General features: G+C 65.2%; 33 protein-coding genes. 29 read left to right on the top strand and 4 right to left on the bottom strand.

The genetic code is table 11. The annotated features are described in order from the left end of the window. Window positions 1-33 precede the first annotated feature (33 nt). The 3 genes from BOSE125_RS17575 (at window position 34) to BOSE125_RS17565 (ending at window position 1,182) form a co-directional block, all read left to right on the top strand. The gene (locus BOSE125_RS17575; protein WP_159555475.1) at window positions 34-312 is read left to right on the top strand and encodes a glutaredoxin domain-containing protein; all 279 of its coding nucleotides are present in this window, start codon (window positions 34-36) and stop codon (window positions 310-312) included. Between the two features lie 166 nt (window positions 313-478). Further along, window positions 479-886: a hypothetical protein gene (locus tag BOSE125_RS17570; RefSeq protein WP_159555473.1), complete on the top strand. Its 408-nt coding sequence runs from the start codon at window positions 479-481 to the stop codon at window positions 884-886. After that, on the top strand, window positions 883-1,182 hold the full coding sequence (locus BOSE125_RS17565) for a hypothetical protein (protein ID WP_159555471.1): 300 nt from the start codon (window positions 883-885) through the stop codon (window positions 1,180-1,182). Before BOSE125_RS17570 ends, BOSE125_RS17565 begins: the two co-directional genes overlap by 4 nt. Window positions 1,183-1,313: 131 nt before the next feature. Here the strand turns inward: BOSE125_RS17565 and BOSE125_RS17560 are convergent, their stop codons facing one another. Both BOSE125_RS17560 and BOSE125_RS17555 read right to left on the bottom strand, forming a co-directional pair. Further along, entirely contained in the window at window positions 1,314-1,583 is a 270-nt protein-coding gene (locus tag BOSE125_RS17560; RefSeq protein ID WP_159555469.1) for a hypothetical protein, read from the bottom strand. A gap of 287 nt (window positions 1,584-1,870) precedes the next feature. Beyond that, window positions 1,871-2,443 (bottom strand): DUF4145 domain-containing protein, encoded by a 573-nt coding sequence (locus BOSE125_RS17555; protein WP_201301312.1) that lies wholly within the window; start codon window positions 2,441-2,443, stop codon window positions 1,871-1,873. Between the two features lie 179 nt (window positions 2,444-2,622). On the opposite strand from BOSE125_RS17555, the gene BOSE125_RS17550 reads away from it, so the two are divergent. Next, a complete protein-coding gene (locus BOSE125_RS17550) occupies window positions 2,623-3,000 on the top strand; it encodes a hypothetical protein (RefSeq protein WP_159555467.1) in 378 nt (125 codons plus the stop codon). Between the two features lie 234 nt (window positions 3,001-3,234). Here the strand turns inward: BOSE125_RS17550 and BOSE125_RS17545 are convergent, their stop codons facing one another. Beyond that, window positions 3,235-3,537, bottom strand: coding sequence for a hypothetical protein (locus BOSE125_RS17545; RefSeq protein WP_159555465.1), 303 nt, complete (start codon window positions 3,535-3,537; stop codon window positions 3,235-3,237). A 41-nt stretch (window positions 3,538-3,578) separates the two neighbouring features. Between BOSE125_RS17545 and BOSE125_RS17540 the strand changes: the two genes are divergently transcribed. The 9 genes from BOSE125_RS17540 to BOSE125_RS17500 all read left to right on the top strand — a co-directional run bounded on the left by BOSE125_RS17540 (window position 3,579) and on the right by BOSE125_RS17500 (window position 7,038). Then, window positions 3,579-3,935, top strand: a complete 357-nt coding sequence (locus tag BOSE125_RS17540) for a hypothetical protein (protein ID WP_159555463.1) — start codon at window positions 3,579-3,581, stop codon at window positions 3,933-3,935. A 222-nt stretch (window positions 3,936-4,157) separates the two neighbouring features. After that, window positions 4,158-4,718 carry a hypothetical protein gene (locus tag BOSE125_RS17535; RefSeq protein WP_159555461.1) on the top strand — a complete coding sequence of 187 codons (561 nt, stop codon included), beginning with the start codon at window positions 4,158-4,160 and terminating at the stop codon, window positions 4,716-4,718. Continuing rightward, a complete protein-coding gene (locus BOSE125_RS17530) occupies window positions 4,705-5,055 on the top strand; it encodes a VRR-NUC domain-containing protein (RefSeq protein ID WP_201301311.1) in 351 nt (116 codons plus the stop codon). The genes BOSE125_RS17535 and BOSE125_RS17530 overlap by 14 nt, the downstream gene beginning before the upstream one ends. Window positions 5,056-5,135: 80 nt before the next feature. Further along, window positions 5,136-5,651 carry a helix-turn-helix domain-containing protein gene (locus tag BOSE125_RS17525; RefSeq protein ID WP_159555459.1) on the top strand — a complete coding sequence of 172 codons (516 nt, stop codon included), beginning with the start codon at window positions 5,136-5,138 and terminating at the stop codon, window positions 5,649-5,651. Then, window positions 5,648-5,935, top strand: coding sequence for a helix-turn-helix transcriptional regulator (locus BOSE125_RS17520; protein ID WP_159555457.1), 288 nt, complete (start codon window positions 5,648-5,650; stop codon window positions 5,933-5,935). The genes BOSE125_RS17525 and BOSE125_RS17520 overlap by 4 nt, the downstream gene beginning before the upstream one ends. Next, a complete protein-coding gene (locus BOSE125_RS17515) occupies window positions 5,932-6,402 on the top strand; it encodes a hypothetical protein (protein ID WP_159555455.1) in 471 nt (156 codons plus the stop codon). Before BOSE125_RS17520 ends, BOSE125_RS17515 begins: the two co-directional genes overlap by 4 nt. Beyond that, window positions 6,399-6,599 carry a hypothetical protein gene (locus BOSE125_RS17510; RefSeq protein ID WP_159555453.1) on the top strand — a complete coding sequence of 67 codons (201 nt, stop codon included), beginning with the start codon at window positions 6,399-6,401 and terminating at the stop codon, window positions 6,597-6,599. Before BOSE125_RS17515 ends, BOSE125_RS17510 begins: the two co-directional genes overlap by 4 nt. After that, complete coding sequence (locus tag BOSE125_RS17505) at window positions 6,596-6,820, top strand: hypothetical protein (protein WP_159555451.1); 225 nt, start codon at window positions 6,596-6,598, stop codon at window positions 6,818-6,820. The genes BOSE125_RS17510 and BOSE125_RS17505 overlap by 4 nt, the downstream gene beginning before the upstream one ends. Continuing rightward, entirely contained in the window at window positions 6,817-7,038 is a 222-nt protein-coding gene (locus BOSE125_RS17500; protein WP_159555449.1) for a hypothetical protein, read from the top strand. The genes BOSE125_RS17505 and BOSE125_RS17500 overlap by 4 nt, the downstream gene beginning before the upstream one ends. A gap of 160 nt (window positions 7,039-7,198) precedes the next feature. Here BOSE125_RS17500 and BOSE125_RS17495 read toward each other — a convergent pair whose 3' ends face one another. Continuing rightward, window positions 7,199-7,657, bottom strand: a complete 459-nt coding sequence (locus BOSE125_RS17495; RefSeq protein ID WP_159555447.1) for a hypothetical protein — start codon at window positions 7,655-7,657, stop codon at window positions 7,199-7,201. A gap of 92 nt (window positions 7,658-7,749) precedes the next feature. On the opposite strand from BOSE125_RS17495, the gene BOSE125_RS17490 reads away from it, so the two are divergent. From BOSE125_RS17490 to BOSE125_RS17415, 16 genes are all read left to right on the top strand, one after another. Then, window positions 7,750-8,472 carry a hypothetical protein gene (locus tag BOSE125_RS17490; protein WP_159555445.1) on the top strand — a complete coding sequence of 241 codons (723 nt, stop codon included), beginning with the start codon at window positions 7,750-7,752 and terminating at the stop codon, window positions 8,470-8,472. A gap of 152 nt (window positions 8,473-8,624) precedes the next feature. Beyond that, on the top strand, window positions 8,625-9,266 hold the full coding sequence (locus tag BOSE125_RS17485; RefSeq protein ID WP_159555443.1) for a hypothetical protein: 642 nt from the start codon (window positions 8,625-8,627) through the stop codon (window positions 9,264-9,266). Further along, window positions 9,253-9,924, top strand: a complete 672-nt coding sequence (locus BOSE125_RS17480; RefSeq protein WP_159555441.1) for an HGGxSTG domain-containing protein — start codon at window positions 9,253-9,255, stop codon at window positions 9,922-9,924. The genes BOSE125_RS17485 and BOSE125_RS17480 overlap by 14 nt, the downstream gene beginning before the upstream one ends. Next, window positions 9,921-10,163, top strand: coding sequence for a hypothetical protein (locus tag BOSE125_RS17475; RefSeq protein WP_159555439.1), 243 nt, complete (start codon window positions 9,921-9,923; stop codon window positions 10,161-10,163). Before BOSE125_RS17480 ends, BOSE125_RS17475 begins: the two co-directional genes overlap by 4 nt. A gap of 292 nt (window positions 10,164-10,455) precedes the next feature. Further along, a complete protein-coding gene (locus BOSE125_RS17470; RefSeq protein ID WP_159555437.1) occupies window positions 10,456-11,085 on the top strand; it encodes a hypothetical protein in 630 nt (209 codons plus the stop codon). Between the two features lie 339 nt (window positions 11,086-11,424). Next, complete coding sequence (gene terL / locus BOSE125_RS17465; RefSeq protein WP_159555435.1) at window positions 11,425-12,903, top strand: phage terminase large subunit; 1,479 nt, start codon at window positions 11,425-11,427, stop codon at window positions 12,901-12,903. A 16-nt stretch (window positions 12,904-12,919) separates the two neighbouring features. Continuing rightward, window positions 12,920-14,515: a hypothetical protein gene (locus BOSE125_RS17460; protein WP_159555433.1), complete on the top strand. Its 1,596-nt coding sequence runs from the start codon at window positions 12,920-12,922 to the stop codon at window positions 14,513-14,515. Continuing rightward, window positions 14,515-14,691 (top strand): hypothetical protein, encoded by a 177-nt coding sequence (locus BOSE125_RS17455; protein ID WP_159555431.1) that lies wholly within the window; start codon window positions 14,515-14,517, stop codon window positions 14,689-14,691. Before BOSE125_RS17460 ends, BOSE125_RS17455 begins: the two co-directional genes overlap by 1 nt. A gap of 12 nt (window positions 14,692-14,703) precedes the next feature. Continuing rightward, on the top strand, window positions 14,704-15,747 hold the full coding sequence (locus BOSE125_RS17450) for a phage minor head protein (protein WP_159555429.1): 1,044 nt from the start codon (window positions 14,704-14,706) through the stop codon (window positions 15,745-15,747). 171 nt (window positions 15,748-15,918) lie between these two features. Continuing rightward, the gene (locus tag BOSE125_RS17445) at window positions 15,919-17,157 is read left to right on the top strand and encodes a hypothetical protein (RefSeq protein ID WP_159555427.1); all 1,239 of its coding nucleotides are present in this window, start codon (window positions 15,919-15,921) and stop codon (window positions 17,155-17,157) included. 2 nt (window positions 17,158-17,159) lie between these two features. After that, on the top strand, window positions 17,160-17,501 hold the full coding sequence (locus BOSE125_RS17440; protein WP_159555425.1) for a DUF2190 family protein: 342 nt from the start codon (window positions 17,160-17,162) through the stop codon (window positions 17,499-17,501). Between the two features lie 14 nt (window positions 17,502-17,515). Then, window positions 17,516-18,625: a Mu-like prophage major head subunit gpT family protein gene (locus BOSE125_RS17435; RefSeq protein WP_159555423.1), complete on the top strand. Its 1,110-nt coding sequence runs from the start codon at window positions 17,516-17,518 to the stop codon at window positions 18,623-18,625. Window positions 18,626-18,728: 103 nt separating this feature from the next. After that, window positions 18,729-19,097, top strand: a complete 369-nt coding sequence (locus BOSE125_RS17430) for a hypothetical protein (protein ID WP_159555421.1) — start codon at window positions 18,729-18,731, stop codon at window positions 19,095-19,097. Next, the gene (locus BOSE125_RS17425) at window positions 19,091-19,540 is read left to right on the top strand and encodes a DUF6093 family protein (RefSeq protein WP_256376004.1); all 450 of its coding nucleotides are present in this window, start codon (window positions 19,091-19,093) and stop codon (window positions 19,538-19,540) included. The genes BOSE125_RS17430 and BOSE125_RS17425 overlap by 7 nt, the downstream gene beginning before the upstream one ends. Beyond that, complete coding sequence (locus tag BOSE125_RS17420) at window positions 19,540-19,893, top strand: HK97-gp10 family putative phage morphogenesis protein (RefSeq protein WP_159555417.1); 354 nt, start codon at window positions 19,540-19,542, stop codon at window positions 19,891-19,893. Before BOSE125_RS17425 ends, BOSE125_RS17420 begins: the two co-directional genes overlap by 1 nt. Next, the gene (locus BOSE125_RS17415) at window positions 19,893-20,339 is read left to right on the top strand and encodes a hypothetical protein (protein ID WP_159555415.1); all 447 of its coding nucleotides are present in this window, start codon (window positions 19,893-19,895) and stop codon (window positions 20,337-20,339) included. The genes BOSE125_RS17420 and BOSE125_RS17415 overlap by 1 nt, the downstream gene beginning before the upstream one ends. The last annotated feature ends 7 nt before the right edge of the window (window positions 20,340-20,346 follow it).

Here is a 20,346-nt window from a genome sequence, read left to right as displayed (position 1 = left end):
GCACTCCCCCAACACCGATGAGAGGACCGCGCCATGCGCACCATCACCGTCTACTCCAAGACCAACTGCCAGCAGTGCACCGCCACGAAGCGGTGGCTCACCAAAGCCGGCACCCCCTACGAGGTCAAACAGGTTGACCTTCCCCTGGCCTCGGCCGAACGGGACATCGCCGCCATCAAGGCCCTCGGCTACAAGGGTGTCCCGGTGACCATCGTGTCCCGCGACGGAGTCCCGGACGAGCACTGGCACGGGTTCCGGCCCGACAAGCTCGAAGCGTTCTGCGCCGCTGACTTCGAGGAGAAGGTGGCATGAAAGGCGATCGCTGCTGCATGAAGTGCCGAGCCATCCCTGGAACCTGCGTGCGCAAATGGGCGTGCCCTTGCCACATGGAATCCAAGCAGAAGCCGCCGAGCGGCACAGCTCCGGCCCTCCGCGCCCTGCTCGCTGAGGCCGGGTCACTGACCGGGGTGAGGCGAGCATGAGCGGATACCAGCACCGGCCCGAGGTCCACGCGCACACCCGGGTGGCTCACGAGCTCATGGCATGGAGGCAACGCGCAGAGGTCGCCGAAGCGCGAGCCGGACGCCAAGACGCCCAGATTGCCCAGGCTCAACGACGCGCCGACTACTACGAGAAGAGGGCGCGGACGGCCACAGAGAAGGCCCAGCAGGTGGCTGCTGAAGAAGTCAACAAGGCCACCGAGCGGGTCCGCACCCTCGAAGCCGAGGCCGCTGTCCACGTCCGCGAGATTCAACGCCTCAAGCACATGTACGAACCCGACGGCATGCCCCGCCGGCCAGCAGACGAACGCCTCGGCCGGGAACGCCTGGCAGCCGCAGCCGCCGAAGTCGACCAATACCACCAGCAGGGCAGGGCGGCTGCATGAGCGACGACATCGACGGGCAGGAGGACTTGTTCGACCTGCTGGAAGACGCACCCCCGGTCAAGACGTTCACGGCCTACTACTACGCAGGCACGTTCGGCTACCGGTGCGGATGGTGCGGAGCGCAGACCGGCCCCCACACGGGGGCGATGCTCGCCACCTGGAACGGCCGCGTCAGCACCGCCCCCGGAGCGCTCTGCTGGTCCATCTGCAAGACCTGCGCCCACATCCCCGGCCAATGGAGCCCGCCACCACAGGACACGTGGCAGATCGAAGGAGACCCCGAATGGAAGCCATGACCGGCAACGCCGTCACCCCACCAGCAGCACGCGACCTCATCACCATCGGCGCCGACTCACTCGGGGTAGCAGCGTGAGCGGCACAGCGGCCAGAACGACGGTCATCAGCGTCCGTCACGGAACACGACTGGTTAGCGGCGAATCTTCCACTCGTACCCATAGATCGGCGTGGGCCCTGACGTGTCCACCACGTAATCACAGTTCCTCAGAATCGTGTACGAGACGCCCTGCATATCGAGGCTCGACCGAAGATCCGCGAAGTGGATCAGGCACGTCGTCTTGGACGTATAGAACCTGTCGATCACATCCGCCTGTGCCGGTGCAGCCCCCACAATGCCTGCACCGCCGATCATGCCTACAGCCAAGGCAGCCCCCGCAATGCGCTTCGCGATCGTCTTCATAACCCCTCCAAGAGTCGTTCTCGACACCCCATCACTCTGACGGGGCCTATGCCGAATCACGATCCCATTCCCACGCAAGCCCGACAACCACCGCAGCCCGATAGAGGTACCCATTCCATGAAAACGCCACGCGCCCTACAGGGGCCCATCGGCGCCACCGGCCAATGCCTCGCGCACGTGGACATGGCCCCGATCCCCGCGATCGGCCACCCCGGATACACGGGCCCCTGCTGGCGACCACTGCCCTGTGCTGACCACGACAAGGAGAAGTCATGATCGAATACGCCTCAGGGAGTCTGGTTCTCCCTCTCCACGCGACGTTGTCGAACCCTGGCCGTTCTCGCTGGTCCTTGGAAAACCTCTTGCAGAATCTCGTCCATCAGAGCAAGGATCTCGGCCGCGTCTTCAGCATTCACCTGGACAGCAATGTCTCCGTGAGCCATATCGTTCCCGAACTCACGGATTTCATGGGCAGCATCCTTCGTGTCCTCACGGATCAAATCAGCCGCCCGCATCGCATCGATCTTCTGAACCAAGCGGCCGGAAGTGATGCCCTTCTCTTTGGCCGAGGCTTCGATCACCGTTCGCGCCATCAGTATCGCGGACATGAAGTTTTCGATGCTGTTGGATTTGTGAGCTTCCGAAGCTGCTCGACCAATGTGGTCGGGCACGTCCGGAAAGGCTTGGCCTTCGACCCACTTCGGCTCCCAAGTGTCCGGATCTCTGAAGCGCCAAAACTCAACTGGATCAGCCAGCGAAGCTTCATGCAGGTGGGATTCGATGTGCGTGTCCGTCCGAGCGACCGACAGGCCGCTGCAGTTGGAACACTTCATCGGCGCGTAAAGCACCGCGGAGTGCATTCTTTCGATTCGGTATTCCGCAGGAGCGACCTTCGAAACTGCGTGTCCAGATCCTGCTGGTTGCATCGACGCTTTCTCCCCGCACCATCCGCATTTCCAAGCCGCCATTGTTCCTCCTGGTTGTTCCGTCGCTTTGACCATTCTGCCGGAGGTTCTGCACAACCGGTCGGGTGCGTCTCATGAGGTCCCGCGCCCACCTCCGAGTGGTCCCTGACCTTCCCGAGGTGCAGGTGCGCCCACTGCCGGCGAAGTGGGACGGCAAACCGGTCACCTGGGGCGAATGGTCCAGCGACCTGACCACGTTCGTGCACCACGCACCACCCGAGGAATGGGCCTGCCAGAAGTGCGGCGGGCTCCACGGGCACGACGCGGCCCGCGGCGTCATCAAGGGCCACTCCCTCACCCCGAGGAAGCTCTACGCCATGCGCTGCCGAGCCTGCGGACACGACACCGTCACCGAATGGGATCACTCCAACGAGTGGCGCACCTGGGACCTCGACGAGTCCGACTACGCACCCGACGGGTCATGGGAAACCGGGCAGGGAGTCCTGCTGTGAGGCACCAGCCGACCACACTCCCCCCGCACGTCGTCACCTGTCTCTGCGGCAAGGCGTACTCCCCCACGAAGGCCGACGCCCGGCGCCTGCGCCGTGACATCGAAACCTACAAGCACTCCCACCACCACGTGAGGTTCTACGAATGCCCCCACGGTGGCTGGCACTGGACACGACGAATCGACAGGAGGCCCGCTTGGGTACCTGCCGCATGAACTAAAGCGTTTGCCGTCCCCGCTACTCCGTAGCAGGCGGAACGACTCGGGACTTGTCCTTGCAAAGGTAAACCACGCCCATGGCCACAAACGGAATCAAGAAAGCGACGATCCCAACCCATCCCTGGCCCTCGCTGAGTTGTTCTTCGGCAAGCAAGTACGCTCCGCTGCCGGCTCCAATGATGCTCATCGCGACTATGGCCACTGCTGCCGAATCCTGAGTTGCAACACTGGCGTATTTCGAGTCGCGAATCGCTTTCAACCCGATCAGGGACAAAACCCATATTCCTCCGATGAATGCCCCCGCAGTAACCAGATCGTTCACTTTTCCCCTTAAAGATTCTGACGAATATGACGAGGATAATCATGGCTTGGTTCAACGCCGACGACAAAATGCACTCACACCCCAAGGTCCGGTCCGCAGGACTCGAAGCCATCGGACTCTGGACGGTGGCCGGCACATACTGCACCGACTACCTCACCGACGGCCACGTACCCGCCTGGTTCGTGGACTCCTGGCCCAAGGGCAAGTCCCTGGCCGGACGCCTGGTCAAGGCCAACCTCTGGGAAGTGGCTGAGGAGGGCTGGCAGTTCCTCTCCTGGGCCGAATACCAGCGCACCCGAACACAGGTGGAACGCGACAAGGCCAAGGCCGCAGAACGCAAAGCGAACTGGCTCGCGAAGCAGGGGAAGAGCGGTGACCGCAACCCGGACGAACGGTGACAGAACGGCGTTCCGAATGCGTTCCACACGGAAGGAGAGCGGTCCCCGCACACATGCCGAACGGAGACAGAACGCGAGTGGAACACGAGACCAAGACCAAGACCAAGACCAAGGTCTTTAACTCACCTCCCACATCCATCTCGCCTTTGACTCTGGTCCAGAAATTGATGATCGAAAAATCATCATCATTCGTTACCCAACGCACGCGAGGAGCGACCGCCGATGACCACCCCCGCCAACACCCCGCAGCCCTGCATCCCACAGACCGCCGCCCAAGCCCTGGCCCTCTACATCCACCAGACCATCCGCCCCGACTGGCACCCCACCGGACTCACCACCGGCATCGGCCACGCAGCACGCGCCAGCACCGACCCAGCAGCCGTCGCCATCGCATCCATCCAGGCCGCCAGCAACCCCGCCAACCGCACACCGGCCGTCATCCAGTACCCCGGACCCCACTGGCCCGCAGCCGCCAAACCCGACCGGGCCGCAGCGCCCCGGACCCCGTGCGAGGAGCACGACTGGGAACCCGCCCACACCTGCCGGTGCTGCATCTCCGACATCAAACTCGGACAGCGACCAGCAGACCGACTCGGCAAGCGTCACGACCCAGAGCCGGAACCCTACGCAGGACGCACAAAACCCGGCCCAGGACAGCCGAACACATCAACCTTGAGGAATGATCAAGGCGACCCCGCGAACAGCCCGGAGAACGGCACACAGGACCCCGGAGCGACCCCCACCGTAGGTGCAACCCCCAAAGACACCCATGACCACCCTTAGCGCCACCGGCCGACTCCCCGCAGGACACCCCATCCACACCCTCACCGAGAAGCAACTCCAAGGCACCATCACCGACATGGCCACCCTGCTCGGCTGGCGCTGGTTCCATGTGCACGATTCCCGACGCTCACCTGCAGGCTTCCCGGATTTGGTGCTGGTTCATCCGGGGCAGGGGCGGACACTGTGGCGGGAGTTGAAGACGGCGAAGGGCCGGGTGTCCCCCGACCAGAAGGTGTGGTTGGCAGACCTCGTGGCGGCTGGGGAAGACGCCGACGTGTGGCGGCCGGCTGACCTTGCGTCGGGTCGGGTGCTGGCTGAGTTGCGTGGACAGGGTTGAGGTGTCGGTACTACCGGATTGAGGCATGGTTGATGTAGGCTTGCGGTACGCGAACACGACCAACATCAAGGAGGCCCACCATGGCCAACCCACTCCCCGGCACGATCGGCTCCCGAATCCGGAAGGCCCGCGAAACGCTCGGACTGAACCAGGACATGTTCCGCATCCGACTCGCCAAGAACGGCTTGACCATCTCACAGGGCACGCTCTCCAAGATCGAATCAGGAGTCCGTGAACTGCGGCTCCACGAATCGCCGGCCCTTTGCTCCACCCTCGGCGTCACCCTGGACCACCTCGCTGGCGTTGCGGATCAAGACCCCAATCGCATCCAGGTCACGGACGGCGACCGCTTTGACTTCCATCTCCGGTCACTCGTTGACCTATTGGCTGACATGAATCTCGCTGTCTCCGCCAAGCAACACCTCTCGCTGCAGGACTTGGCTGAACGGTTCGCCATCCCGGAGAAGACTCTCTACGTATGGCGCACCAACGGCTCCGGCCCCAAGGGATTCCGGGTCGGGAAACACGTCCGCTACCGCATCGAGGACGTCGAAGCCTGGGAGCAGGAGCAGGTCGAGGCAGGTGACGACCGATGAGCAAGCACTTTGACGACCGCGTGCGCGAGCGACGCGAAGAACTGGGCATGACGTTGACCGAGCTTGCCGAGAGAGCCGGCTACGGCGGTCACCAGGCGATCATTCGAATCGAGAACGAAGGGTCAGTCGGGATCGAGAAGGCAGTCAAGATCGCCGACATCCTCGGCTCCCCCCTCGATGAACTGACCGGCCGATACCCGGTTGCGCAAGTACTCATGGAGAAGAAGGGCCAACGCGAAATGGCGCGGGACCTCATCGAGCACTTGGAGGGATACCTCGCATGACCACCCCGACCCCGGAGCAGTTGGCCGAAATGGTTGGCCTTGGAACCTTGGACCCCATCCTCAACCACTGGACCAGTGCCCTCGGCTGCGTGGCGTGGGTCGAGAAGTCCGACCGCCGGTGTGGCCGGGACGCCCCCGGCTACCTGTGCGGGCGGCACGAGACAGTGGCCCGGCGCCGGTGGGAGAAGCATGTGGAGCGGGAGGCCGTGAAGCGTGAGAAGCGCACAGCCGACCGGGCCCGGAACCTGCCCGGCTGGAAGGCCGAGCTCGCCCGCGTGGAAGCCGAAATCAACCGGCTGGACCCACCCCGCCCAGCCGACTACGACCGCGCCGCCATCGGGGGCCAGGTCCACCCCAGCATCACCAAGCAGCGCCGTGCCTTCATGTCCGACACACGCATCCAGAAAATGGCCGCCCTCACCCGCCGCCACGAACAACTCACCCGCATGATCGGAGCCGACACATGAGCACCACCACGAACCAGAACACCGACAAGCCCGGCTCAACGATCACCGCCATCGGCCTAGGTCTCGCAGTCCTCGGCCTAGTCCTCACCGTCCTGGGGATGACCGCCGCGATGGCCCTCATCCTCGTCGGCCTGGCCATCGCTGCCGTCGGCTTCGGACGCCGCATCCTCCACTCCCTCGAGGGAGGCCGGTCATGAACCGCCCGAGTATCGCCGCGTTCCTCGACAAGCTGGTCGCCACCCTCGAACCCAAGGACTACACCACCCTCGACTGCAGGGCCGGTGTCCACGGTGGTTGCGAGACCTGCGCCTGCCACTGCCACGCCCCCGCTGTGTGCACCTGCATCCGCGACGTGACGACCCCGGCAACCGTGGCCGTCCCCGACCCGACGTGCGCACGCCACGAGGTGACCGCATGAGCAACGCCGGGAAGATCATCGACAAGCTGACTGGCAGATACCAGTGCGTGGCCCGTGGATGCACGACCGGAATCGTTGCGCTGACCATGGCCCCCAAATGGGTGCAAGAGCGGGACGACGAGCAGATGGTCTACCAGTGCCACAAGTGCGGCGCTCTCTGGTACCAGAACGGCGAGTCAATCCTGTGGCCAGAACCAGAAGAGGAGCTCACCCCATGAGCCCCCTCGCATTCGGCCTACTCATCGCCACCGGATACGCCGTCGTCGGCGGCCTCATGATCGCCGCCCTCGAATACATCTACCGTCGCATCACCAGGAGCCAACGATGATCACCACCTACACGGGCGTACTACTGGCCGAAGGGAAGGCCGCGCCGGTGTCAACGCTTACTTGCCGACGAAGTAGCGGACGCTTCAGGTCCATGGCCGTCATCATGCTTCTCGAACATGCTGGGTACGCCAGCCAACATAATGGTCGGAACAATCGCCGTTGCCAGGACGGCCACGATCCATGCAACCCAGATACCTGTCTCTATCACCCAGAACCAAGAGAAATAGAGACCGACAAACAGGATCACACCGATAAACCACATGGCCGCGACACCGGCGCCATCCACCCGGCGCCGCAGCTGCAAGCTCAGTTGGTCCGACCTGTATTCGAGTGCCTTATTCAGATGCTCTCGCTCAACACTGTCCTCTGGAAGTTTGTCACGGAGGTCAACAAGCTTCTCCAAGTCACTCATACTCCGGTTCCGGCGCATAAAAAAAGCGCTTCCCCCGTAGGCAAGAATGGCCGGGACGGCAGGCAACAGGGTGGGCAACCACGAACCAATATCCAACGATCACTCCTGAGGATAGAAATCAAGCAAAACTCTAACCCGGCGACGAGAGTTACCAAGTCCCCCAGCTGCGAATCCCTAGGATCAAGCGCATGACTACACCATCGCCCGCACCCCGCCCTGAGCTCGAAGAGGGCGTCACCGAACTCGAGCGCATGAATGACCACCTCGATCTCATCTCAGAAGTGTTGGGAGAACCGGAGTCCATCGCCGAAGCTGCGATGCACGCAGCGTGGTGGACCGCCGGTGCGACTCTGCTGTTGGTCGGGGGTGCCATTCTCACCTTTGTGGCTGCGTGGCGCACGCTGAGACAAATGAAGCGTGATAGCCACGCGCAGACTCGCCCGTATGTCCACGCCCGGCTCGAGCCCAGCGTGGCCGGAGCGTCCTGGGATCTTGTCATCGCGAACACCGGGAAGTCCACAGCACGAGAATTGAAGCTCGATCTCAAAAAGTGGCCGAACGTCGAGGGCGACATGCTAGTCGACCACGTCCGAGAGATGTTCAAGGAATACCTCACGCTCCCGCCCGAGACGCACATCCGAGTTATGTGGAACCTCAACCCGGGCCGGAAGAGAAACGGTCACGGAGCAGAAGGCTTCGTGGACCCCACGAGTATCCAACTGGCCTACACCGATGACCGCAACGCCAAGAAGAAGAAGTTCAAGGAGTACACGGACGAGTACTTGCTGGACGCCGACGTACTTGGCATGACGCCACTCGGATGGTCTGGCAGGACTGTTTCCTCCGAAGACGGTGTAACTGCGAAGAAGCTCGCCGAGATCGTGCAATCAATCAATCAGCTACGCCTCTGAGACGGAATCCAAACGGAATCGACCCGTAAGAAGCGACCCGAGGAAGTGTGTGCAAACTTGATCAATTATGGGAGGACCCCGCCCAGCCAGAAATTGGTTGGAGAAAGGCCAAGCTGTGCGTTTGTCGCGTCGGAGAGTCAAGGTGCAGGCACATGACCACCGAGCAAACCCTCCTTCTCTGGACCATGATTGGCACCGCCGGAACCGCACTCTTCACTCTGCTGTTGGCGCTCTTCGCGTTACTCGCATGGCGAGCCTCTGCAAAGTCGCTCGGCATCATGCGCGATCAGGAGAAGGCCACCGCCAAGGCCGCCGCGGAGCAAGTAGAGGACCAGACCTGGGGGCGGCAAGTTGAAGCGCTGGCCAAGTATCTCGACCTGCTCCGGAGATACGCAATGACCGAGCCCATGAGCAAAAGCGACGTGGCCTGGCTTGAAGGTTCGGGAACTCGCCCCGACGAGACGAAACAGCGCGCCGCCCGTGATCAAGTCCAATCTCATGGGAACTTGGAGCGGGACTTGCAAGTCGCGGGCGACATCTGGCGGATGCTCCATAGAAGCGAGTTCAAGGCCACCTTTCCTTTATACCGAGCTGAGTCAGCCATCGTGAAGGCGTTTCCAGAGATACCCCGGGGCCGACAGGACCACATGGCGTGGATAAGCGCCGCTGTGGCACTCGTCGTGGGTGTTCAGGCTTGGCAGTTGTCTTGGAACAAGGAAGCCAACGCTCAAGCATTGCTGGACGACGTTGAACGAATGCTGGCGAAAGGAGCACAGCCGTATGACCGAGCCTGACCCCTACACCCCCGGCCAGACGGCGGAGAACGGGCGGCCGATCTGTGGGGCTAAGAAGAAGGACGGCAACCCATGCGGTGCATCCCCAGCGAAGGGTGCCACTCGGTGCCGGCGGCATGGCGGGAACACGCCACAGGCGAAGGGGAAGGCCAAAGCCCGGGTCACCACGGAGAAGGCCGGCCGTGCCCTCCGGAACCTCGGCTACGACTCCGAGGCCGAGAACATCAACCCCGCCGAAGCCCTCCTACGGCTCGTGTCCGACAAGTACCGGGAAGTCGCCTGGCTCCGCATGCAAGTCGACCACATCCAAGCGGGCAACAACCCCGGCGGCACCACGCCCCTCGTCTGGGGCGTCACCGGCCACGAATTCGGCGTCGGACCCGACGGCCCCATCGACAAGACCACAGAGTCGTCGGACCTGAACATCTACGTGCGCTGGCTCCACACCGCCGAAGACCAACTCGCCCGGTACGCGTCCGCCGCGCTCAAGGCGGGCGTCGAACAACGCCAGTTGGATATCCGCGAAGCCGAAGCGCTGATCTTCGTCGGAGCCATCAACTCCATCCTCACCGCATTGCAGCTCACCACCGAGCAACAGCAGCTCGTCCCCACCATCGTGCCTCAGGCACTACGGGCACTCGAAGGCAGGACCGCATGAGACAGCGAAAGGCACGCGCCGGCCTGACCATCCGCGACGGCCGCGCCTACACCGAGGTGCGGGACCTCCGCAATGGGAGCACACTCGTCACAGATCACGGCACCGTCCGGATCTGGCAGAAGTTGCTGGACGAAGCCCGCGTGGACGTCGCCGCCTTCGACCGGGTCATCTTCGCCGGGCACTCCCTCAAGGACTGGGACGACCTAACCCCCGACGACTGGGAAGGACGGGCCGTATGACCACTGCCAAGGAACGTTTGCAGGCACACGCCGAAGCACTGAGAGCGAGCTCATTCTGGCCGTACCTGTGCGCCCCGTCCGACTGCTCCAAGGCACCACACCGCGGCCCCGAGGGGCCGAACGAGGACATGGGTCAGTGCGGCCAGTGTGGATCCCCGTCGTGGTCCATGCGGCCCTGGGGCGAGACCTTCGGTTACCACCTGGATGACTGCTCCCTACCCATCTGGCACGAGTCTCGCTGCCAGCCCGGCGGCACCGGACACCCTGACGCACCCACGATTCGAGGATGACCATGACCGAGACCGAGATCCACCTGTGCGAGACCGGGTGCGCCCGCCCCGCCCCGTCGACCCTCATGTGCTGGGACTGCGTGGACGACATCGTGCGGGCAGTCGAGCGGGGCTGGTCTGTATCTGATGGACTACTGGCCATCAGCCGTCGGGAGATGGCCCCCCAGCTACTCCGCACCGAAGCCACCACCCGGCCCGCCTACGGCCCCACCGAACCCATGAACCTCACCGCCCTGGCCATCCTCCAAGACCTCCGAGCATGGCGGCAGCTGACCGCCGCGGACTGGTCCCAAGTCGAGAACCCGGGATGGTGGCACCACTGGGTGCAAGCCCGCGTGCAGATGGCCGTGGACATGGTCGAAGGAGAGAAGGAGACGGCGCCGGACCTCGCTGGCGTCCGCCACCGGGTCAAGCAAGAAGGCGCCTACGTGCCCATGCTCGTCGGCACCGCCACCGCCTGGCTCGCCAGGTACGGCATCTACGTCGACAAGAAGCGAGTGGGCATGTGGGCCGCCCGCGGCAAGCTCCACCCCAACGGCAGGGACCACACCGGGACCGCGCTCTACACGCCAGCCGCCATCGTCGCCGCCCTCCACCCGACACGCGACCCAGAAGCACTCATTGAGGTGTAGTTGAGGCGTGATTGCTGTATAGTTGGGTAACAGCAGGGACGTTTGCCGTCCCCACAAAGACCGCCGGTGGTGGGTTGAGGGTCCTGTTCGCGCTAGATACTCCCCACCATCGGCCCCCACTTCACGGTGTGGACAGCCCGGACCGAGCATCGACGAGAACCGCCGGCAGCTAGAACACACCGTGAACACTTCAACAGCCCCGTTGTCTGGCAGGGGGCGACCCGGACGCAATGCATATGCGTCAAGGTGCGAACGGGCTACCCCAAACGCTGGGACGCCGGCGGGCCCGCCACTGTCAACCAACTTCAACACCGAGGATCGGAGGACGGAGGCCGCACCATGGCAGCGGCATCCGTGTGGGAGCTGGCGGCCCAGAAGTTCGAGAAGACGGCGCCCGAGTACGCCAGCCCCTTGGACATGGCCACCGCCCTCGACCCTCGAGTGGTCCGCACCCCAGCACTGGACCTCATCAACCAGCGCCTCGTGGAGACCATGAACAAGCCGGACGGCCGGCTCATCATCTCCATGCCACCCCAGGAGGGCAAGAGCCAGCTCGGCTCCCGCCGCTTCCCCCTCTGGGCCCTGACCCAGAACCCCGATCTGCGCGTGGCCATCGCCTCCTACGAGGCCAACATCGCCCGCCGCTGGGGCCGCGTCATCCGCGACGACCTCAACCAGTACACCGACCGGCTGGGCCTCCGCGTCCGCCCCGACCTGGCCTCACAGGCCGAATGGCAGCTGGCCAACCAAGAGGGCGGCGTCTTCACTGCTGGTGTCGGTGGGGCCATGACCGGCCGCCCCGTGGACCTCATGATCATCGACGACCCCGTGAAGGGCCGCGAGCAGGCCGACTCCCCCACCATCCAGGAGAAGACCTGGACATGGTGGACCGACACCGTCCTGACCCGCCTCGCCCCCGGCGCCCCGGTCATCCTCATCTTGACCCGCTGGTCCGAGAACGACCTCGCAGGGAAGCTCCTCGACGATGAGCCGGACGTGTGGGAGTTCCTCAACATCCCAGCCCAAGCCGAAGGCGACAACGACCCCCTCGGCCGTGATCCTGACGAGTTCATGATCTCCGCCCGTGGCCGCACCACCGCCCAGTGGGAAGCCCGCAAGCGCTCATCCGGCCCCGTCACCTGGGCCAGTCTCTACCAGGGCCGGCCTTCCCCGGCTGAGGGTGGGATCTTCCCCACCGACTGGCCGACCTACGACACGCCCATCTGGGTGCAGCACGACGACGGGCGCCGAACCGTCCCCGGAATCGACCGTGAAGACCACGAGCTCATCCAGTCGTGGGACCTCGCATTCAAGGGCGGCGACCGGTCGGACTTCGTAGTCGGACAGGTCTGGTTGCGAGTCGGAGCCGACGTGTACCTGCTGGACCAGATCCGTGGCCGCATGGACTTCAACCGAACCCTCCAGGCCGTGAAGGACATGACCGCGAAGTGGCCACAGGCCGGCGCGAAGTTCATCGAGGACAAAGCGAACGGCCCCGCGGTGATCAACAGTCTGTCCCAGTCCATCCCCGGGATAATCCCGGTGGAACCCGAGGGCGGCAAGGTGGCCCGCGCCAACGCCATCAGCCCGTTCGCGCACGCCAAGAACATCCACCTGCCAGCCGCGGCCCTGCTGTCCAACGTCCAGGACCTCCGGGACGAGGCCCTCAACTTCCCGAACGCCGCCCACGACGACACGATCGACGGCATGACCCAGGCAGTCAACCAGCTACTCCTGCGCCCGCTCACCGGCGGCCCGCAAGACCTGGATGAACTGGTCCCCGACACAGAGATGGATTGGTCCCTCTCCCCCTACTGACCGAAGGAGGCCGCCCGTGGGCATTCTGCAGACGCTTGGTCTCCGCCAGTCCCCCGCCGTCCGTGAAGCTCTTACTGCCGGGCCGGACCCGGTCGTGGTGGCGGAGGTGGATTCTCTGACGTTCAAGTTGGAGAAGGCGCAGGAGGCCATCGCGGACCTGCAGCGGGACAACGCCGGCTGGGCCCGCATCGGAGCCGAGACCGTGGAAGTGGATCACTCCACCCTCGTGTCCAACGCCAACCTCGTACGGGCCTTCTCCGGGATGAACCCGCTCATGGTGCGGGCCAAGGCCATCCGTGGCGCCTACGTGTGGGGCGCCGGCTGCACCATCACCGCTCCCGACAACGGGCAGATCGAGGGGCGCCGCTCCCAGGACGTGTCCGCCATCGTGGACGCCTACGTGAAGGACGCCGGGAACAAGGCGGCCGTGTTCGGTGAACAGGCCCGCATGGACCTCGAGGGCGACTTGTTCGACGACGGCAACGTGTTCGTCGGCCACTGGGTAGACCCTCTGTTGGGGACCGTCATGGCCCGCGTCATCCCGTTCGATGAGGTCACCGACAAGCTCACCGCCCCGGGAGACCGGGCCACCACCCACTACTACCTTCGTGAGTGGACCGAGCAACTGAACACCGAGGGCACGCCTCGCCGGATGGCGGCCTGGTACCCGGACATCGACTTCGACCCGATCAACAAGCCCTCGGTCATCAAGGGGAAGCCCGTTCTGTGGCCGGGCAAGACCACCCCCGGGTACGGTGGCGGCGCTGCGATCTGCCACGTGAAGGTCAACGGGGCCGGCCGATCCCGCAAGTGGGGTGTCGGTGACGGCTTCCCCGCGATCCCGTACGCCCGCATGTACAAGGAGTTCTTGGAGGACTGCTGGAACCTGTACAAGGCGCTGTCGAAGATCGCCCGTGTGATCAGCTCGAAGACCGACAAGACCCAGACGGCCCGCGCCGCTGCACAAGCCACCAACGGCCCGGCGGGTGGCACCCTGTACGGTTCCGACCTGCAGGCGAACACCCCGTCCTACTCCGGAATTGAGCCGGTCAAGGGCCGCCCGTTCGCGTCCATGGTCGCCGCGGCCACCGGTGTAGCCGTCACCATCCTCACCGCCGACCCCGGCCAGGAAGGTGCCCGTGCTGTCGCCGAGACCCTGGACAAGCCCATGCGGCTCACGTTCGAGAACCGGCAGAAGCTGTGGGCCGAGTTCATCCGCGCCTCCGTTGGGTACCGGATCAAGCAGTCCGTGAAGGCTCCCCGCGGGGAGTTGAAGGGCCGCATCGAACAGGTCCGGGACCGCACTCAGGTGGTGTTTGCGGACGAGACGGACCAGACGGTCACGGTGGACTTCCCGCCAATCGAGGATGACAACCTCACCATCCTCATGGATGCCGTGAAGATCGCTGACGAGACGGGCAAGATGCCGCCGGTGGAGATCCTGCGGCTCATCCTGCGGGCGTTCAACGTTGAGAACGCTGACGACATCATTGATGACGCTCTTGACGATGACGGCAACTGGATCGACCCCAACCAGACCGCAGCCGACGCCGCAGGGCAGGCCGCGGCCAATGCCCTACGCAACGGCGGAAACCCGGCGGACGTCCTGTGATGTGGGTCCACGCCGCCGGTTGGCTACTGCTGTTCGTCGTCATTGCGGTCCTGCTGCTGGCCATCACCTACCAGCCCACGGGCAAGGTCGGCGGGTATCGGCCGGAGGACCCACCGAGGAAGCCGCCCGCGCCGCCGACCGACCCGGGGAGCTCGTCGCACCGAGGAACACTCTGAGGGGGTGCCCGCATGGCTGTAACCGATGAGGTTGTGCAGCTGGTGCGGGCATCCCGTGACCGGACCGTAGAACTCACCGACCAGCAGGTCGTCGCCATCACCCGAGGATGGGTCGATGCCTGGGACGAGCTCACCCCCAAGTTTGCCGACGCTCTCACCGTCTTGCTGGCCACGGACGCCGACACCATCCCAGCCAGCGTGATCGCGAAAGACCGGCGCCTCGCCCAAGCCCTGGCCGCCGCTCGGTCCCGCCTGGACGAGCTCGCCGCCCTGACCAAGGTGACCATCACCAACGACCTCGGCACCGCAGTCCTGGACGCCGTAGACGCGCACCTCGCCTCACTGCAAGCCCAACTCCCGCCCGAGGCCCCCGGGGTCACGCTCGGCACCCTGAACGATGACACCCTGGACGCCATCGTGGCCCGCTCCACCCAGCAGATCGCATCCACCACCGCAGCACTCGCCCCGGCCGCTGAGGCAGCCATGCGCGCCGAGCTCATCCGCGGCATCACCGTCGGGGACAACCCGAACACGGTGGCCCGACGCATCATGACCCGCACCGAGGGAGCGTTCAACGGTGGCCTCGCCCGGGCCGCCCGCATCGCCCGAACCGAAATGCTCGACGCCGGCCGGGCCGCCAGCCGTGCCAGTGCACAAGTCAACCGGGACCTCATCACCGCCCGCATCTGGATCGCATCACTCGACTCCCGGACCTGCGGATCCTGTCTCGCCCAGCACGGCACGGAATGGCCGGTCGATCAGTTCGGCCCCGAGGACCACCAGCAGGGCCGGTGCACGTTCGTGGACAAGACCAAGACCTGGGCGGAGCTCGGCTTCACCGGCATTGAGGACGACGAGCCCGACCGGCCTGCCGAGCGAGACGACTGGTGGAACAGCCTCACCGAAGAGACCCAGGACCGCGCCCTCGGCAAGACCCGGGCCGACCTACTCCGCAACGGGGATGTCACCTGGGCGGACCTATCCACTCGCCACGAGAGCCCCGACTGGCGGCCGTCCTACAGCCTCACCCCAGTGAAAGACCTACTCCCCCAGTAGGTGCGCCCGGTAGTTCGCCGCGGGCCGGTGCTCCACCGCCCCGCAAAACCGGCACTTCACCCACATCGCCCCACCGAACGACGCCAAATGCACACCGTCAAGCACCCACTGGTGCCCATCCGGGGTGCACACGTTCGCGTCATCATCCACCCCAACAGCCTAGGAGGCATCGTGGCGACTCTGCTACAGCAGCGCATCCATGAGGCCACGACCACGGCGCCGGCCAACACCGGTCCGGGCCGTGTTCTCCTGACCATCATCACCCCTGGCCAAGGATCGTCCGGCCAATACTCAGCAGAGATGCTCGAGCGGGCCGCCAAGGACAAGGCGTTCCCCCGAGGCACCCAGGGCCACGTGAACCACACGACCGCCATGGAAGACATGGAGCGCCCGGAGGGTGACCTCCGGAACCTTGCCCTCGTCCTGACAGAGGACGCCCGGTGGACCGGCGATGCCCTCGTCGCCGAGGCCCGTGTCGGGTCCGCGTGGCGTGACTTCGTGACCGAGTTCGGCGAGTTCATCGGGGTCTCCATCAGTGCGGCCGCCGAGATCTCCGAGGACGGCACCGTGAACCGCCTCATCCCGGACCCCTTCAACCGCGTGGACCTAGTGACCGTCGCCGGCCGCGGGGGACGCATCGCCGAGGTCCTGGAAGCGGCCCGAGTCATCGAGTCCCGCTCGATGCGGGCCACTGAGACCACGAACGGTGACCGCAACGGGTGGCTGGCGAAGGCCGTCTACGACACCCACGGCACGGACGGCTCGTACGTCTGGTTCGAGGACTTCGACGACGACTACGTCTACTACTCCACCGATGAGCGGTACACGACTCGCACCTACCGGCAGACGTACACCGTCGACGGGTCCACCGTGACGCTCGAGGGCGGCCCGGAGCCGGTGCGCCGCCGCACCGAGTTCGACCCCATTACCCCCACAGATTCCCCGTCCGGTCCGGCCGGGGTCAACGAGAAAAAGGAGGGCGCCACCATGGCGACCATCGATGACAAGGAACTCGCCGACCTGCGCGAGTCCGCCGGCCGGGTCACCGCGCTGGAGAAGGAACTGAAGGACGAACGCGACGCCCGCGAGGAAGACGCTCGCAAGGCCGCCAAGGAAGCAGCCGAGGCCCGCAAGGACAAGGCCCTGGCCGCCGTCACCGAGGCGTTCGGCAAGGACGCCCCGAAGTTCTACGTGACCGCCGCCGAGTCGGCCGCGAAGGACGACGACTACGACCACGACGCGTTCGCCGCCATGGTCACCGAGGCCGCAGCCGCCCGTGAGTCCGCCAACGGCGCCGGCACCCCCTCCGGCGTCGGCGACACCGCCGCCACCGGCTCCGAGGACATCACCCCCGAGTCCGCCAGCAAGGCCGTCGCTGAGGCGTTCGGCCGCAACGTGAAGGAGGCCTGACCGTGGCCAAGAACATGCGCCTCCCCGAGGCACTGCACATCTCCCTGCCCGTCCCCGCCTACGTCGTCCCCGGTTCCCCTGTGGCCGTCGGCGCCTTCCGCGGCATCGCCCAGACCGAACGATTCCCCGACGGCACCGCCACCGTGTGGCTCAACGGCTCCGCTGACGTCACCGTCACCGGCGCCGTCGCCAACGTCGGAGACCCGGTGTACATCACCGCCGCCACCGGCGCACTCACCACCACCGCCACGGACAACCTCCTGTTCGGCTTCGCACTGGCCACCAAGGCCGCCGCTGCCGGACCGGTCGAAGTCTCCCTGCTCAACGGCCCGGCACAGGCCTGAAGGAGAGAAACACCATGACCATTCTCAACACCGAAGAACTCCTCCTGGCCGAAGGCTGGGAGAAGCGCAACGCCCCCTCGCAGGGCTTCCTCACCAACATGGTCGAGGCCGCCAAGCTATTCAACGACGGCATGAAGCGGGGCAACCCCTTCAAGAAGGCCATGCTGTCTGAGGCGCTCACCCGGGGTGACTTCAACATCTACCTCGGCGCCGCCTTCGACCGGGAGATGCTTGCCAAGTACGAGGATCTGACCCCGGAGTGGCAGAAGCTCGCCCGGGCCACCACCGTGAAGGACTTCAAGCCGAAGACCTTTGTCGACCTGTTCGGCGGCCGTGGTGCCCTCGATGAGGTCAAGGAGGGTGCCGAGTACAAGGAGCGGAACAAGGACGCGGCCAAGTACGAACTGGCCGTGAAGAAGTTCGGCAACCTGTTCAAGCTGACCTGGGAGCTCATCGTCAACGATGACCTCGACGGCCTGACTCAGCTGCCGGCCGACCTGGCCCAGGGCGCAATCGAGACCGAGGACAAGGCCGCCTTCGAGGCATTCGTGTCCGCCGCCGGTCCGAAGGCAGACTTCTTCAAGTCCGCCAACGGCAACGCCGTGGACAACAAGCCGCTCACCCGCGCCAACCTGCAGGCCGCCTACGTGGCGATCAGCAAGCGCAAGGACAAGAACGGCAACCCGTCCCGGGTGGCCAACTCCAAGATGCAGCTGGTTGTCCCCGCTGCCCTGATGTTCGAGGCCGAGCAGCTGGTGTCCACCCCGACGATCCCGAACCCCGAGGGCGGGTCCGGGATGATTCCGAACCCGCTGGCCGGCAAGTTCACCGTCGTGGTGTCGGACTACCTGACTGTGGTGAACACCTCGGCCAAGGCGGACACCACCTGGTACCTGCTGCCCGCTCCGACGGCGTCGCGTCCGGCCCTCGTGGTCGCCAAGCTCCGCGGCCAGGAGAACCCGGACATCCGGGTCAAGGCCGACCAGGGCCAGCGCCTCACTGGTGGGGCCATCTCCCCGGAGGAAGGCTCGTTCGGCGATGACACGATCGCCTACCGCGGCCGCCACGTCGTGGGCGCCGGCACCCTGGATCCGATGCTGACGTACGCGTCCACCGGTTCCTGATCTTCCCCTCTGAATGGGTGGGGCATGTGAGCACCCAGCGCCAATAGCTGGCACCTCTGCCCCACCCGCCCCCTTCAACTTCATAGCGCCGGGAGGTACTGCCGTGCCCATCAACTTCACTACCCCGGTTGGACTCGTCCGTCTGAACATCACGGACCTGGACGAGAATGCCCCGCTGCTCTCGGATGACATGATCACCGGCCTGCTGGTGGCTTCCGATGAGAACGTGAACCGAGCAACCGCCCGGGCGCTGCGCATCATCGCCACCTCTGAGGTGCTGGTCGCAAAGAAGATCCGCACCCAGGACCTCTCGTCGGATGGGCCGGCGGTGGCCGCTGAGCTCCGGGCGCAGGCTGACGAGTACGACGGCCACGCCAACACTGAGGACGGTGAAGCCTCGTTCATCGGCTACGTGGCCCCCGGGCTGTCTGGCCGTCATGAAGCCGAAGAGTACGGACGCTGGCCATGGTAGGCCTCCCGAATCACCAGGTCATCCCACCGGAGTGGCAACAACACCATAGGCCTGTTGCCGAGTCCACCATGACAGGGCTTTGTCGGGTTCATGGTGCCGACGCCCCGCCGGTATGGCCGGACGTAGAGCCCAGCCCCGGTCCTGCGTACGCCAGTGACGTGCCCTGCCGTGTGCAGCAACGCACCGGCGAACGCGAGGCCGAGGTCGTCTCTCAAGACGTGAGCACCCGTGAGTACCTCGTGACCCTGCCACTTTCACGGATGCCGGACTTGACCGTCACGGGCTCAGGCCCGTACATCACCGTCACCGGGTACAAGCCCGGCCACGACGGTGACCCGCACCTGATCGGACGCCGCCTCAAGGTCACGTCCATCCAGCGCGGAACTCTCGTCTGGGAGCGTGACCTCACCTGCCTGGACGACCTCACCCAGGGCGGTGGCTGATGGGTGCAGGCGACGACATTCGGGCCCACGCCAACCGGCTACAGACCGCCCCGGGGAAACTCCGGCCCATGGTCGTGGCCGCCACCGTGAAGGCCACGATCGACACCGCCAACGGAGCCCGGGAACTGGCGCCGGTGGACACAGGCATGCTCAAGGGTTCCATCACCACGGAGACCGGAACCGACGGCAGCGCCGTCTATGGCCAGGTAGAGGCCGGCGTGAACTATGCCGCGTACGTCGAGCACGGCACGTCCCGCATGGCACCCCAGCCCTATATGTCCCCGGCATTCGAGAAGAACAGCGCGAAGTGGTTGGAAGCCCTCGGCCAGCTCGGCGGGAAGGCGGTCACCTGATGGCAGGCATCCCTGACGCTCACCCGATCTTTAAGCACATCGAAGCCCTGATCAAGACGGTCCGGTCATTCGGCCCGACCCGCGTCGACACCGGCAAAGTCCCCGCCGGGATCACCACCGTGGGCGGCCACATCCTGCCGTACTGCGTGCTCTGGCCCGGAGCCGGATCCCCCTACGACCAGGAGCCCGTGGCTGGCGGCCCGGACCTGCAGGGCCAGGAGTTCCGGTTCAACACCACCGTGGCCGCCACAGAGACATGGGCGGTCCTCGGTGCCACCGGCGAACTCAAAGCGGCCCTCACCGGCGCCCGGGTCGGCTCCGGCATCATCCGGCCGGCCCTTTCCCAGCAAGCCGCGACCGTCCTCACGGACACCGACATCTCCCCGGCCCGCCCATTCCTTCCCCTCTCCTGGACCCTGACCACCACCCGCAACCCCGAACAGTAGGAGGCCC

Origin of the sequence: Citricoccus sp. K5, assembly GCF_902506195.1 — a bacterium.
Classification (GTDB): Bacteria; Actinomycetota; Actinomycetes; order Actinomycetales; family Micrococcaceae; genus Citricoccus.
This window is presented reverse-complemented; position numbering and strand designations above follow the sequence as displayed.